Source organism: Actinosynnema sp. NPDC059335 (assembly GCF_042752395.1).
Lineage (GTDB): Bacteria > Actinomycetota > Actinomycetes > Mycobacteriales > Pseudonocardiaceae > Actinosynnema.
In genome coordinates, this window is the sequence record NZ_JBHYXZ010000115.1 from 325 (window position 1) to 14420 (window position 14096).

Annotated in this window: 9 protein-coding genes; 2 read left to right on the forward strand and 7 right to left on the reverse strand. The window is 75.2% G+C overall.

Going from position 1 to position 14096, the window contains the following annotated elements:
• The 3 genes from ACFXGA_RS28890 to ACFXGA_RS28900 form a co-directional block, all read right to left on the reverse strand.
• Nucleotides 1-4500, reverse strand: a 4500-nt coding sequence (locus ACFXGA_RS28890) for an SDR family NAD(P)-dependent oxidoreductase (RefSeq protein WP_378093185.1), incomplete at its 3' end; no start/stop codon positions are given.
• Nucleotides 4497-5444, reverse strand: a complete 948-nt coding sequence (locus tag ACFXGA_RS28895; protein ID WP_378093186.1) for an enediyne biosynthesis protein UnbU — start codon at nucleotides 5442-5444, stop codon at nucleotides 4497-4499. The genes ACFXGA_RS28895 and ACFXGA_RS28890, both read right to left, overlap by 4 nt.
• A complete protein-coding gene (locus ACFXGA_RS28900) occupies nucleotides 5441-7342 on the reverse strand; it encodes an FG-GAP repeat domain-containing protein (protein WP_378093188.1) in 1902 nt (633 codons plus the stop codon). Before ACFXGA_RS28900 ends, ACFXGA_RS28895 begins: the two co-directional genes overlap by 4 nt.
• A gap of 374 nt (nucleotides 7343-7716) precedes the next feature.
• Between ACFXGA_RS28900 and ACFXGA_RS28905 the strand changes: the two genes are divergently transcribed.
• Entirely contained in the window at nucleotides 7717-8259 is a 543-nt protein-coding gene (locus ACFXGA_RS28905; RefSeq protein ID WP_378093190.1) for an EF-hand domain-containing protein, read from the forward strand.
• Nucleotides 8260-8262: 3 nt separating this feature from the next.
• Here ACFXGA_RS28905 and ACFXGA_RS28910 read toward each other — a convergent pair whose 3' ends face one another.
• Nucleotides 8263-10005: an ABC transporter substrate-binding protein gene (locus ACFXGA_RS28910; RefSeq protein WP_378093192.1), complete on the reverse strand. Its 1743-nt coding sequence runs from the start codon at nucleotides 10003-10005 to the stop codon at nucleotides 8263-8265.
• A gap of 39 nt (nucleotides 10006-10044) precedes the next feature.
• A complete protein-coding gene (locus ACFXGA_RS28915) occupies nucleotides 10045-10533 on the reverse strand; it encodes an SRPBCC domain-containing protein (protein ID WP_378093194.1) in 489 nt (162 codons plus the stop codon).
• Nucleotides 10534-10751: 218 nt separating this feature from the next.
• Between ACFXGA_RS28915 and ACFXGA_RS28920 the strand changes: the two genes are divergently transcribed.
• Nucleotides 10752-11723, forward strand: a complete 972-nt coding sequence (locus ACFXGA_RS28920; RefSeq protein ID WP_378093196.1) for an NAD(P)/FAD-dependent oxidoreductase — start codon at nucleotides 10752-10754, stop codon at nucleotides 11721-11723.
• Between the two features lie 209 nt (nucleotides 11724-11932).
• Here ACFXGA_RS28920 and ACFXGA_RS28925 read toward each other — a convergent pair whose 3' ends face one another.
• Complete coding sequence (locus ACFXGA_RS28925; protein WP_378093198.1) at nucleotides 11933-12436, reverse strand: SRPBCC family protein; 504 nt, start codon at nucleotides 12434-12436, stop codon at nucleotides 11933-11935.
• Nucleotides 12433-13839, reverse strand: coding sequence for a cytochrome P450 (locus ACFXGA_RS28930; protein WP_378093200.1), 1407 nt, complete (start codon nucleotides 13837-13839; stop codon nucleotides 12433-12435). The genes ACFXGA_RS28925 and ACFXGA_RS28930 overlap by 4 nt, the downstream gene beginning before the upstream one ends.
• Nucleotides 13840-14096 lie beyond the last annotated feature (257 nt).

A 14096-nucleotide genomic window follows, 5' to 3' on the forward strand; every position in this document is an offset into this window, starting at 1 on the left:
CCCACGGCGCCCGCCCACCGCGGGCAGCACCGGGACGCCGTCGATGCGGTGGTCGTCCAGGTAGGGGTCGCTGCCGGTGGACACGACCGGCGCGAGGACGGCTTCCACCCCCGGCACGCGGACCACGACGTCGGTGGAGAAGCGGAGCGGGGTCGAGGACGGCCCGGTCACGGTCAGCGTCGGGCCGTCGGGGAACCGCCCGGTCACCAGCCGGGTCACCGGTCCGCTCCCGTCGGCCAGCGCGGCGAGCAGGGCCGCCACCCCGGCGGCCGGGTCGACGGGTGCGATGCCCTGGTCGCGCAGCGAGCCGAGCACGCCCATGCGCTCGCCCATGCCGACCTCGGACCACACCGACCACTCCAGCACCCTGGTGCGGCACGACGGGTGCCGGGCGGCCCACCGCTCCAGGTCGACGCGCAGCCAGTCGTTGGCGACGCAGTACTCGGCCTGGCCGGGCAGACCGCGGCGGCCGATGATGGAGCCGAAGCCGACCACCAGCGCGAGCCGCTCCCCCGCCGCGTCGAGCAGGTTCCGCAGCCCGGCCACCTTCGGGGCTACCGTCGCGGCGAGCGTGGCCCCGGTGACCGCGCCGAGGGGACGCGGCTCGTTGACGCCCGCCCCGTGCAGCAGGGCGCGCACCGGTCCGTGCGCGCCGGCCGCCGCGACCGCGTCGCCCACCTGGTCGGGATCGGTGACGTCGCAGCGGACGTAGTGGGCGGCGACCCGCCGGTCGAGCGCGGCCAGCCCGGCCCGGACGCGCGGCGCTTCCCCCGCCGACCGGCCGAGGAAGACCAGCGCGCACCCCGTCCGCAGGGCCAGCGCCTCCGCGCAGCGCGCCGTGATCCCGTCGACACCGCCGGAGACCAGGCAGACGTCGCCGGCGCCGATCGGCACCTCCCCGTCCCGCCCCGGTGGGCGCACGGCCGTCGTCAGGCGTTCCACGCCACCCGCCGGGGTCAGCCGGAGATCGCCACCGAGCGCGGCCAGGTCGAGGTCCGCGCGGGACGGGCGCGCGTCCGCGCCGCCGGCCGGTGCGGGCCACGGCCCGACCGAGCCGAACCCCACGGCGTCCGGCCACGGCGCGCCACCGACCGGCCCCGAGCCGGCGACCCGCTGCCGGGTCGCGCCCGCGAGGGCCGGCGCGGCGGCCGACCCGTGCTCCGCCGCGACCGGGGGCAGCTCCAGCGAGGTCGCGGTGCACGAGGCCAGCTCGATCCCGGCGCTGCGCGCGACCGCCGCGGCCGCCGGGTGGCCGCGGTGCACGACGGCGAGGACGTCCGGCCGCTGCTCGGCGACCGTGCGCAGCACGTCCGCGACCTCGGCGACGCCCGCGTCGTCGGCCAGCCACACGGCCAGCCCGCGCCGCGACGGGCCGTCCGCGTCGGACCCCCGCGCGGCGTCGTGGAGCCGGCGCGGCGCGGTGGCGGGCACGGTCCAGCGCACCCCGCCGGCCGGCGCGGACCCGGTCCACGGCTCCCACCGGTGCTCGAACGACCGCACCCACGGACCCACGCCCTCGGCCACGGCCGTGGCCGCGTCGACCGGCGGCTGGCCCGCGACCAGCTCCGCCGTCTCGCCCACGGTCATCGTCTCGAACGACGGCGGCAGGGCGGGCACCCGCCGGCCCGTCAGCTCCGCCACCTCGGCGACGAGCTGCACCACCTGCAACGAGTTCAGGTGCAGGTCGCCCAACAGCCGCCGGTCCGGGCGCAGGCCCGCGAGCGGCAGTTCCAGGGTGCGGCTGAGGTGCCCGCGCAACACCCGCAACGGGTCCTCGCCCACGGCCGGCTCCGGCTCGGGCGCCGGCGCGACCGCGACGTGCCCGACCTCGGTCGGGTTCGCCAGCAGCGTGATCGGCGTGTCCAGGTCGACGTGCCGGTGCGCGCGGTCGCCGAACCACCGGCCGAGGTCGCACGCGGACACGGCGGCCAGCGCGGCGAGCGCGATCGCGTGCTCGCGCCCGGGACCGCCCGCGTCGAGCGAGACCGCGGGCACCCCGGTCACCAGCGAGGTCAGCGTGGTGCCCGGCCCGACCTCCACCAGCAGGTCGCACTCCCCGGACAGGGCGGCGACGGCGTCGGCGAACCGGACCGGCGCGGTGACCTGGTCGACCAGCAGCTCGCGCAGGTCGGCGTCCGCCGCCAGCCGACGCCCGGTGACGGTGGAGAACACGGTCCGGCGCGGGGGTCGCAGCCGCACCCGGCGCAGTTCCCCGGCGAACGGGGCCGCCGCCGGGCGCATCGCCTCGGTGTGGAACGCGTGCGACACCGCGAGCACCGTCGCCCGCGCCTTGGCCCGCGTCGCGCGGTCCACCACGAGCCGCACGTCCGCCGCCGCGCCGCCGACGGTCACCTGGTCCGGCGCGTTGAACCCGGCCACGGCCACCGGCACGCCGTCAACCAGCCCCGGCAGGGCCGCCACCGGCAACCCGAGGCTCGCCAGGGCGGTGCCGGCGCGCCCGTGCTCGGCCATCACCCGACCCCGGACGGCGGCCAGCCGCAACCCCTCCTCGGCCGACAGCGCGCCCGCCCACACGAGCGCGGTCAGCTCGCCGAGGCTGTGACCGACCGCGGCCACCGGCTCGCACCCCAGCGCGTCGAGCAGCGCCAGCGCCGCCAGCGACTGCCGCACGATCGCGGGCTGCGCGACCTCGGTCGCCGTCGCGCCGTCGGTCAGCCGCACCCCGTCGGGCAGGGCGGGCACGGCGAGGTCCCGGGTCCACGCGTCGAGCCGGGCGCGCACGGGCGCGGCCTGGCCCGGGAACAGCAGTCCGACCCGGTGCGCGGCCCGGCGGGCGAGCACGACCCCCGCGCCGCGGTCCACCACGAGGTCCGACGTCCAGTCCGCCACGCGGGCCAGGGCGCGGGTCGCGGCACGGGCCAGCCCTTCCGGCGAGTCGGCCACGAGCGCGCAGCGCAGCGCGTCGTCCGGTGACGCCGCCCGGTACCGGGTCGCGGCGAGGTCGTGCAGCTCGGCCGCGCTCAGCGCGCTCGCCTTGTCCGCCAGCACCGCCAGCCGGGCCGCCAACCCGTCCCGGTCGGCGGCGGTCAGGAGCACGATCTCGTGCCGCGGCAGCGGCTCGCTCCACCGCAGCAGCGGTTCCGGGACGCCGGCGGACGCGCGGTCCCCGCCGGACAGCACGACGTGCGCGTTGATCCCGCCGAACCCCATCGAGGACACGCCCGCGACGGCCGTCCGGCCCGGCCACGGCTCGGGCTCGGCCGGCACCCGCAGCGTGCCGTCCGCGGCGGTCAGCAGGGGGTGCGGCTCCTCGCAGCCCGTGGTCGGCGGCACGACCCGGTGGTGCACGGCCAGCGCGGCCTTGATCAGCCCGGCGACGCCCGCCGCGGCCTTGGTGTGGCCGATGTTGGCCTTGACCGAGCCCAGCGCGGCACGCCGGCCCGCGCCCGCCCGCACGCGGTGCAACGCGGTCAGCTCGACCCGGTCGCCCACGGCGGTGCCGGTGCCGTGCCCCTCCACCAGGTCGACCGCCGCCGGGTCGACGCCCGCCATCGCGTGCGCCCGGTCCAGCGCCCGCGCCACGCCCGACACCTCCGGCCGGGTCAGGCCGCCCGACCCGTCGCTCGACGTGCCCCAGCCCGACACCACGGCGTACTCGCGCAGCCCGGCGCGGCGGGCGTCGTCGGCGCGCATCAGCGCCACCACGCCGCAGCCCTCGCCGGGCAGGAACCCCGTGGGGTCCGCGTCGTACACCCGCATCCGCGGCCCTTCGGCCAGCGCGCCCAGCCGGGAGAAACCCACCAGCTCGAACGGGTCCAGGCTCAGGTCCACCCCGCCCGCGAGGGCGAAGTCCAGCTCGCCGGACGCCAGCGCGCGACAGGCCGTGATCACCGCCAGCAGGCTGGACGAGCACGCCCCGTCCACCGTGTAGCCGGCGCCGTGCAGGTCGAAGTGGTTGCACACGCGGCCGGCGATCGTGTTGGACAACGCGCCGGCCAGCGTCTCGTCGCCCGGTTCCGGGAACGGGTCGCGGACCAGGTCCCGCATCAGGTCCAGGGCGTGCGCCAGCCGGTCGTCGGGCACGCCCGCGGCCGCCAGCGCGGTGGCCGCCGCGCGCTGGACGAACGGCCAGCGCAACCGCAGCTGGGCGGCGCGGGAGAACTCGCCGGTGAGCGAGTTGCCCAGGATGACGCCGGCCCGGTCGCGGTCGAGCCCGTCCGCGTCGGGGAAGCCCGCGTCCGACAGGGCCTCCGCGCACGTCTGGAGCGCCAACCAGTGCGTCTGGTCGACGGCGCGGAACAGCGGTCCGGGCACCTCGAACCGGTGCCGGTCGAACTCCCAGCCGCGCAGCAGACCCGCGTGGGTCACGGAGGTCTGGTCCGCCCCGGCGCCCCGGTACCCGTCGCCGAGCCGTTGGCCGGGCACCAGCCGGAACGCGCGCCGGCGTCCGATCACGGTCTCCCACAGCCGGTCCGGGCCGTCCGCGTCGGGGTAGCGGCACGCGAGGCCGACGACCGCGATCGACGGCGGGCCACTCACGGGATCGCTCCCTGCGGGCCACGCGCGACGTTCACGACGAGCTGGATGAGACCGCGCAGCACGCAGGTGATCACCAGCGCGAAGAACAACCCGAACGAGACGCCCGACACCACCAGGATGCCGTAGACGACGCCCGTGGTGACGCCGAAGAAGACCTGATCGCGCCACGCGGGCGGGGTCGTGGCCGGGTCGGTGATCATGTAGTTGGTGAACAGGATGAACGCGAGGCCCGTCATCGGGCCCAGCGCCCCGATCAGGTTGTGGTCGAGCAGCAGCCAGCGCAGCACCGCCTGCGCCACGAACGCGCCGAGCCACCCCAGGATCAGCGGCATGCGTCCGGTCAGCTTGGCGTTGATCATGGTGCCCGCGCCGAGCACGGCGAGCGGCAGCAGCCAGTCGATCGCGCCCGTGGTGAAGCTGGTGAAGTGGTAGGGCGGCGCGATGCCGACCCACGGGAACAGCAGCAACGCCACGGAGATGCCGGTGTTCGACGGGTTGAGCACGTGCCGCAGCCGACCGCGCACGCGCAGCCGCAGCACGTACTTGGACCCGTTGCCCACGACGATCGCGAAGATGTACGGCCACAGGGAGCTGTTGCCCCACATCAGCATCCCGGTCGCCAGGCCCGTGATGTGCGCCGGCAGCAGGAACACCACGAACGACCGCCGGCCCTTGGCGAACTCCGGCCGCCTGCGGTACGCCCACGCGTCCAGCGACTCGAACGCGAGCGCCGCCGCGTAGCTGGTGAGGGCGGCGACGACCGGGGTGATCGGGGCCTGCTCGAACCCGAGGAACGCGTGGCCGACAATGTTGAACACCGTGATGGACACCGCGAACCGGGTCAGCGCCTGCACCCGGCGCCGATCGGCGGCGGACGCGGGCGCCTTCGGCGCGGCGAGGGCGCGCCCGTCGAGCGTGGTGCTGTCGACGCGGGTCGCCGTCATCGCACTACCGCCGTTCCGTCGTGGCCGAGTTCGACCGTGTGGTGGCCCGGGGTGACCAGGATCTCGGCGCGGTGCAGCCCGGTGGCGTCGCGCCAGGTGACGGTCGCCCGCGTGGCGTCCCCGCCGGGCAACGCCAGGTGCACCTGCGCGGCGGACACCCCGGTGTGCCCGTTCGCCGGGTAGAGCTGGGCCTTCTGCGGCCGGTCGGGGTGGTGCAGCTCCACCTGGGCGCCGATGGCGTCGACCGGCGCGCCGCCGACCGCGCCGGGGCGCACCAGGCGCAGGTCGGCCGCGGGGCCGCTGTGCCTCTCGCCGAGCAGCAGCACGGAGTCCTCCCACTGGTTGGCCACCAGCACGTCGAGCCGGTTGTCGCCGTTGACGTCGCCGACGGCGAGCCCCCGGGTGTTGTCCGCGAACGCGGCCCCCACGCGCTCGGCCAGGTCGAAGTACCGGCCGCTGCCGTCCCGGACCCAGAACCTGTTCGGGTCGTGGCCCGACAGGTCGTCGCCCGGCCCGAAGCGCGGCCAGACCTCCGGGTGGCGCAGCAGCTCGTCGTTGGCCATGGCCAGCTCCTGGAGCGTGGGCCAGCGGTTGGTCGTGCCCTTGAGGAACCCGTTGGCCTGCACCAGCTCGTCCACGCCGTCGTTGTCGAAGTCGCCCGCCTTGACGTCCCAGCACCAGCCGGCGCGGGCGAGGCCCAGCGCCTCGCTGCGCTCGACGTAGGGCACCTTCCCGGCGGCCAGGTCGTCCGGGCTCCCGTCGGGGACGAACGCGAAGTTGCTCTCGTGCAGGCCGTAGGGGACGGTGATGTTGCTGACGACCACCATGGGCAGGCCGCCGCCGCCCGGGTAGGTGAACGCGACGCCCATGCCCTTGAACGAGTCGCGGCCGAGCACCTCGGACTTCGGGGTGGTCAGGTCGCGGTCGCCGGTGACCTCCTGGAGCTTCACCGCGCCCGGCGCCGAGCGGTTCACCATCAGCTGGTCCGGGCCGAAGTCGTTGGCCTGGTACACCTCCGGCAGGCCGTCGCCCGTGAGGTCCTGCAGGCCGGTGGCGAGCGTCCACGAGTTCGCCGCGTCGCTGGCCAGCGCCACGCTCGCGTCCACGATGGCCGGACGCCGGTCCGGCTCGCCCGTCGGCCGCGTCAGCAGGATGCGGTTCGTGCCCCCGTTGCGGCCCAACGACATCGAGTCCTGCATCTGGATGCGGGTCTCGTCGGACGCGGTCGGGTCGAGGATCCGCGCGCCGTCCGGGAAGTAGTTGCCGACCAGGAGGTCGAGGTGCCCGTCGCCGTCGAGGTCGCCGACGTTGAGCGTGCCGGAGTTCCACACGGCCATCGGCTCGATCAGCTCGTCGGCCCGGAACCGCGCGGGCACGCCGACACCGCCGGTGTTGAGGAACAGCACCGGCGACCGGCCCCAGTAGTGCACCACGAAGTCCACGTCGCCGTCCTCGTCCAGGTCCGCGGGGACGCAGCCCATGGGCGCCATCGTGGCGTCGTAGCGCAGGCCGTCCGGCCGCAGCGCGACCGGCGCGTACGCCGTGCCGCCGCCGGACGGGACGGGGCGCACCGTCACCGAGTCGTCGCGCGGGTCCACCAGGCAGGCGTCGGCCGCGCGCCCGGCGCCGCGCACGTCCGCCAGGGCGACCGCGGCGCCGACCGAGGAGATCCAGGCGCGGATGTCGTGCAACTGCGGGGCGACGGCGCGTTCGGTGCGCGCGCCGGGCGGCGCTCCGTTGAGCTTCAGCGCGGTGAACCCGAACCGGGAGGCGGCGGCCTCGGCCGCGTCCTCGCCCAGGACCGGCCGCGCCACCATGAACCCGGCGGCGACGCAGACGGCCAGCACGGCGAGGACGGACAACGTCTTGCGGGCGGCGGCGGCCGTCGTGGTACCCATCGGTTCTCCGGGACGTCTGGTCGGGTCAGGTCTCTCGGGCGGTTCGCCGCCGCGGCCGAGGGGATCGCCGGGGATCGGCGTGGGCGGCCCGAGCGGCGGTCACGCCGTGCGCGCGGACACCGCGCCGGTACCGGGAAATCGAGCCGGGACGCTCCACGGTTCCTCCGGCGGTCACAACTCGTCATCTCCGGGCGTACCCGAACGATGACTCATGCGTACCAGACCGGTGGACGCGGGCCCAAGATCGTAAACCCAACTTCACGCGATGGTGTCGCGGTCGCGGACCGGGTCGCGTCGCGGCCGTACCATCCGGACTCGGAGTCGGGAGCGGGGCGCCGGAACCCCGGTGCACCAAGGCTTTGGGAGGCGGCACGATGGCGACCGAACTGAGGCGGCGCAAGCTGGAGAAGGTCTACCGCTCGATGGACGCCGACGAGGACGGCGTGATCGACGAGCTGGACGTCACCGCGCTGGCGCAGATCTGGTGCGACACCTACGACCTGGCCCCGCGCTCGGAGGACTGGCGCCGGATCCACTTCCACGCCCGCAAGATGTTCCGCGACATCCCGGGCCGGATCGGCGCCGAGGGGCTCAAGCGGGTCACCGTGGAGGACTGGATCACGTGGGGCGACGACCCCGCGTTCCCCGCCTACGTGGAGGCGTCGGCGGTCCCGTTCAGCATGGCCGTGTTCGCCGCCGCGGACAAGGACGCCGACGGCCGGATCACGGTCGCGGAGATGATGGCCGCGCAGCTGCGGAGCGGCATGTCCGAGGCGGAGACCAGGCAGGCGTTCGACCTGCTGGACACCGACCGGGACGGCTACGTCACCACCGACGAGTACAGCCGGGCGGCGCGGGCGTTCTACCTCAGCGACGACCACGACGAGCCCGGCAACACGATCGCGGGCGAGTTGTAGCGCTCAGTCCGCCGCCGGCCCGTCGTCGGCCAGCCAGAGGTTGGTGAGGTCGCCGTTCAGCACCGGGTACGGCAGCCAGCCGCGCACCCTCGTGGAGTGGAACCAGTACTGGTGGGCGAACAGCACCGGCACGATCGCGCCGTCCCGCAGCGCCTCGGCCTCCACCTCCCGGAACAGCTCGCCGGCGCGCTCCTCGTCGGCCGAGGTGAGGGCCGCGGTGAGGAGTTCGTTGACGCGCTCGCTGCGGTAGCGGCCGAAGTTCGAGCCCCAGTCGCCGTGTTCGGGCACGTCCCGGCTGTCCAGCAGCGGTTGCAGGTAGGTGCGGGCGTTGTTGCCGTACCAGTCGGGTTCCCAGCCGGTGAGCGCGATCTCCCAGTCGCCCGTCCGCGCGGACGCGGCCGACGAGAAGAACTCCGAGAACAGCTCGTTGATCGACGCCGGCACGAGCACCACGCGGATGCCCGCCCTGGCCAGGGCGTCCCGCACCGCCTCGGCGGTGGCCGGGTGGATGTCGCGGTCGCGGAAGACCAGCCGCAGGGTCAGGCCGTCCGGGTAGCCCGCCTCGGCGAGCAGCCGCCGGGCCCGCTCGGGGTCGCCCCGGCCGCCCTCGGTGGCGAACGGGCGGTGCTCCCGGTGGGCCAGGCACAGCGGCGGCAGGATCTGGTCCGCGATGTCGTTGAGCCGCGGGCCGCCCCACACCTCCGACACCGCGGCCTTGTCCACCGCGTACTGCAGGGCGGTGCGGACGGCCCGCTTGCCGGTGGCCCCGCCCTCGGCGTCACTGGCGAAGTTCACCACCACGTACGGGCTGAGCAGGCCGGCCGGGTACACCTCCAGCCTCGGGTCGTCCGCGGCGAGCAGCGCGGGCAGCTCCTCGGTGAGCGGCTGGACGTCCCACAGCATGTCGGCGTCGCCGCGGGCGACGAGGTCGTGCGCCTCGCGCTCGTCCACGCCCTGCCTGACCACGATGCCGTCGAGGTGCGCGGCCCGCAGGTCGTCGGTCGCCGGGTCCCAGACCGGGTTGCGGCGCAGCTCGATCCGCTCGCCGGGGCGGTGGGCGGTGATCCGGTAGGGGCCGAGGGACAGCACGTCCAGCTCGGGGCTGCCGGGCGCGCAGGCGAGGTACTCGTGCGGCGCGGGGGTCGCGAAGGGCAGCGCCAGCATGTTGAGGAAGTCCGACATCGGGTAGCGCGTGGTGAAGCGGACCTCGGTGTCGTCCAGCGCGACGACGCCCCTGACGTCGGTGTGCTCCAGGCGGTCGGCGACGGCCTCGACCGTGCGCGGGCCGGCGGCCAGCGCGTCGCGGAACTCCGCCAACCCGTCGATGGCGTTGAGGTAGTAGGCCAGGCCGGGGCTGTTGGCCAGCGGGTGCGCCAGGCGCTTGATGCCGCGCACCACGTCGTGGGCCGTGACCGGGCGCGGACCGGTCGGGGTGTGCCAGCGCACGCCGTCGCGGAGGGTGAACGCGTAGCGGGTGCCGCCGCCGGTGACCCGCCCGTTCGCCGCGGTCGGCACCTCGGTGGCCAGGTCCGCGACGAGCCTGCCCGCCTCCTCCCGGTCCCGGCTCGCGACGTACCCGACGAGCTGGCGGGTGTACGCGCGCAGGATGCCCCGGGTGACGGTGTGGTAGGCCAGCGACGGGTCGAGGTGGTCGACGTCGCCCGCGCCGACCATCGTCAGCGTCCCGCCGCGGCGGGGTGTGGCCGCGCCCGCCGGGCCGGCGGGCCGTTGCAGCGTCTCCGACACGGCGGGTACCGCCCCTCTGCTCGGTGCCTGTGGCGCGGCTCAGCTCGCGCCGGGGAGGCCGTCCGGGTGCCGGTCCGCCACGAGGGTCAGCACGACGTCGTGCTCCAGCAGCGCCTTCGCCGCGGCCAGCGCCTCGGTGAACCCGCCCATGGAGCCCAGCGCCCAGGCGACGACCGCGTCCGCGTCCGCGCCGCCGAAACCGGTCTCGGTGAGGTCGACCCGGGTCTCGTCCTCGGAACGGGGCGTGAACCGCATCTCCCACGTCGTCGGTTTCGGCCCGTTCTGCCACTCGATGACGAATCGGCGGTCCTGCTCGAACTCCTTCACCTTGGCCGTGACGGAGACGTCGTACATCTTCCACGTCCACCGCAGTTCCGCGCCGGGTTCGACGGGTCCGCTGCTGTCGGTGAACCAGAACCGGCTGGTGATCGCCGGATCGGTGAAAGCCCGGAAGACCTCGGCCACCGGCCTGCGGATCAACATCGTCGTCTCGACGACCGGGGGCTTCTCGAGTTGGGAACCGCCCACGACTTCTCCTCTGAGGTGATTCACCACGTGCGCCGGCCACGCTACCGCACCCGATCACCGACAACGGTCGCCGTCGCGCGGTTTCACCCCGATCGAGTTGTTCCCCCTCATCCTTCCCGTGGAATTGCCGGGCACATTCACCGGGTCGATACCTTGTCCGCCATCGCGGAACCCGGTATTCGATCAGGGGAATGAGTTCTGGTGACCCGGGAGGCGCGGTGACCGTTCCGGAGCGGGCCGAGGCGTACGACGTCGTGATCGTCGGGGGCGGGGCCGCCGGGCTCGCGGGTGCGCTCGTGCTGGCCCGCGCGCGCCACCGCGTCCTGCTGGTGGACGGCGGGCAGCCGCGCAACGCGCCCGCCGCGCACGTGCACGGCTTCCCGACCCGGGACGGGGTGTCGCCCGGGGCGTTCCTGCGCGCGGCCCGGGAGGAGGTCCTGGGTTACGGCGTCGAACTGGTCGACGGCACGGCGCGGTCGGCCTCGGCGGTCGACGGGGGCGTCCTGGTGGAGCTGGCCGACGGGCGCGCGGCGCGCGGGCGCAGGCTGCTCGTGGCGAGCGGCATGACCGACGAGCTGCCGGACCTGCCCGGCCTCGCCGAGCGCTGGGGGCGGGACGTGCTGCACTGCCCCTACTGCCACGGGTGGGAGGTGCGCGACCAGCCGATCGCGGTGCTGTCCACCGGTCCCATGGCGGTGCACCAGGCGTTGTTGTTCAGCCAGTGGACGTCGGACGTGCGGCTGCTGGTGCACACGGGGCCGGAGCCGACGCCGGCCGAGGTCGAGGAGCTGACCGCGCGGGGTGTCCGCGTCGTGCCGGGCGAGGTGGCGCGGGTGGAGGTCGAGGACGACCGGCTGACCGGGGTGCGGATGCGCTCCGGGGAGGTGGTCGCGGTGCGGGCGCTGGTGTCGGGGCCGCGGTTCGCCGCGCGGGCGGACCTGCTGGCGCCGCTGGGGATCGAGCCGACGCCGTACCCGGGCGGCATCGGGGACTACGTCGAGGCGGACGACACCGGGCGCACCGCGGTGCCGGCGGTGTGGGTCGCGGGCAACGTGACCGACCCGGCCGCGCTGGTCCTGGGCGCCGCGGCGGCGGGTGCGCGGGCCGGGATCGCGATCATCGAGGACCTGCTGGCGGAGGACACGCGGCGCGCCGTCGAGGCCCGTCGTGGTGGGGCCGGGGGTTCGTGAGCCGCGACGGCGCCACGGAGTCGTGCGCTTCCCGACCGGCGGCGGGGCATGCGGGAGAACCGCAGCGGGACGGCGGGCAGCGGTCGGTTGCGGGCAGCGGGCAGCCCCTGGTTGTCGGCGGCGCGCGCGTGGCCGCCACGGCGGGTGTCACACCGGTCCGGGTCTGGGACGCGGTGCCCGTGGTGGGTGGCGGCCGGTGGCCGGGTTGGTCAGCAGGTGGTGGCCCGGTGGGTCTCCAGCAAGGACTTGAGGCCGGTCATCAGGCCGGGCCACCCGCCGCTGCCCTCCAGCCGCCCGCTGATCGCCAGGTGCATCAGGCTGCCCGGGTCGAAGTTGTCGTGCACGATCCGGAGCCGCGCGCCGGCGTCCCCGACCGGGTCGATGTCGAACGCGACCCGCGACCGCCGCTCCCGCGCGTGCCGGGCGAGTTCCGCGTCCGACCAGCCGAACAGCCGGGCGTGCACCGGCTGGAAGTGGTGCCACGTGTAGGCGAGCCTGCGGTGCGGCGCGGATTCCAGCACCACCTGGCCGATGTCCTCGAACTCGCCGTCCGGCTCGTACTGCCAGCGCACCGGCGAGCCGACCCGCCAGTCCGAGTCGAAGGCGATGCCGGTCCAGTAGGCGCGGGTGAACTCGGGTTCGGTGAGGCCCCGCCACACCTGCTCGGGCGTGGCGTCGAACCGGACGGTGTGGACGAACTCCGGGCCCTTCATCGGCTCTCCTCCCGATCCTGCGAGGTCTGGGCCGCCGCGCCGGCGACCCGCGCCCCCGGTCGGACGTCACGGCGGTGCGCCGTCATCGGCAGCGCGTTCACCGGCATGGTGATGGCGGGCTTGGGGCGCACCCGGTGCTCCGGCACCGGGGTCAACCGCCAGCGGGCGGCGATGGTGGCCAGGGAGATGACCAGTTCCACCCACGACAGCCGCTCGCCGATGCAGCCGTGGACGCCGGTGCCGAACGGCAGGAAAGCGCCGGGCGCCAACGGGTGCTCGCGGTAGGCGAGCCACCGGTCGGGGTCGAACCGGCCGGGGTCGGCGTGGATCCCGGGGTTGTGGTTGAGCGCGTGGGCGCTGTAGAGCACCACGGTCCCGGCCGGGACGCGGTAGCCGCCCAGTTCCGCGTCGGCCGTGGTGACGCGGCTCTGGAACAGGCCCTGCGTCCGGAGGCGCAGGGTCTCGGTGACCACGCGCCGGGTGTGGTCGAGGTGGACCACGTCCTCGTGGGTCGCGGTCCGGCCGGCCAGCACGCGGTCGACCTCGTCGTGCAGCCGGCGTTCGGCGTCCGGGTGCGCGCCGAGTTCGTGGAAGGCCCACGACAGCGTGTTGCTGATGGTGTTGCTGCCCGCGATCAGGAACGTCATGACCTCGTCGCGCACCTGCTCGTCGCTCATCGCGCGCCGCCCGTCCTCGTCGCGGGCGAGGACCATCGTGGACAGCAGGTCGCCGCGGTCCGCGCCGGCGGCCAGGTACTCGTCGATCACGGCCTCGACCGTGCGCCGCAGGAACGCCTCCGCCTCCCGGTAACGGCGGTTGGCGCGGGTCGGCAGCCTGGTGAGCAGGCCGGTGGTGTCGGTGATCCGCCGGAACAGCCCGCCGAGGACGACCGCGGCCGCGGCCATGAACCGCACCCGGTCCAGGACCACGTCGTCGGCGACCAGCACGCGGACGATGTTGGCCAGCGCGAGTTCGTCCATCTCCTCGTGCACGGCGATCCGTTGGCCGTCCCGCCACGAGGCCGCCTTGGCCTCGGCGTGCCGGCTCATGACGGCGGCGTAGTCGGCGAGCTGCCCGTGCTGGAACGCGGGCATGATGAGCCTGCGCTGCCGCCGGTGGAACTCGCCGTCGGAGATGCCCAGGCCGTTGCCGAACAGCAGCCGGAACCGCTCGGTGATCGGGCCGCCCCGGGCGAACACGTCGGGCCGGCGCATGACGTCGCACATCAGCCCCGGGTCGTTGACCACGTACATCGGCTTGCGGCCCAGGCGGATCACGGTGACCGGGTCGCCGGACTGCAGCTCCACCAGGAACGGACCGGGGCTCCGCTTCATCCGCAGCGCGTGGCCCAGGAGGGGCAGCGCGCCGGGAGCCGTCCCGGGTGGACGGAGCGCGGCCGTCATCGCCGCGGTCCTCGGCCGGCGACGAGAGGAGCGCCCGGTGGGGGAACCCTGCTGCTGCTCGACGACATCGGCGGACCTCGACTCGGTCGCTATGCATTCTTCAAGCACTCTAGGGACGCGGTCGTGCGACCCGCAAGCCCCGATCGCGTGAGTCGCGGGGGGGGGGGGGGCGCGGGCCGGCCCCCCCCCGGGGGGGGACAACCGGCCCGCGCGCGGGGTGCCGACCCGGACCGGGTGGGTGGGGCGGGTGAATTAGC

What these genes read in the sequence shown, in the direction of transcription:
- ACFXGA_RS28905 (WP_378093190.1), top strand. Translation starts at nt 7,717, where the DNA reads ATGGCGACCGAACTGAGGCGGCGCAAGCTGGAGAAGGTCTACCGCTCG.
- ACFXGA_RS28895 (WP_378093186.1), bottom strand. Translation starts at nt 5,444, where the DNA reads ATGACGGCGACCCGCGTCGACAGCACCACGCTCGACGGGCGCGCCCTC.
- ACFXGA_RS28925 (WP_378093198.1), bottom strand. Translation starts at nt 12,436, where the DNA reads ATGAAGGGCCCGGAGTTCGTCCACACCGTCCGGTTCGACGCCACGCCC.
- ACFXGA_RS28930 (WP_378093200.1), bottom strand. Translation starts at nt 13,839, where the DNA reads ATGACGGCCGCGCTCCGTCCACCCGGGACGGCTCCCGGCGCGCTGCCC.
- ACFXGA_RS28900 (WP_378093188.1), bottom strand. Translation starts at nt 7,342, where the DNA reads ATGGGTACCACGACGGCCGCCGCCGCCCGCAAGACGTTGTCCGTCCTC.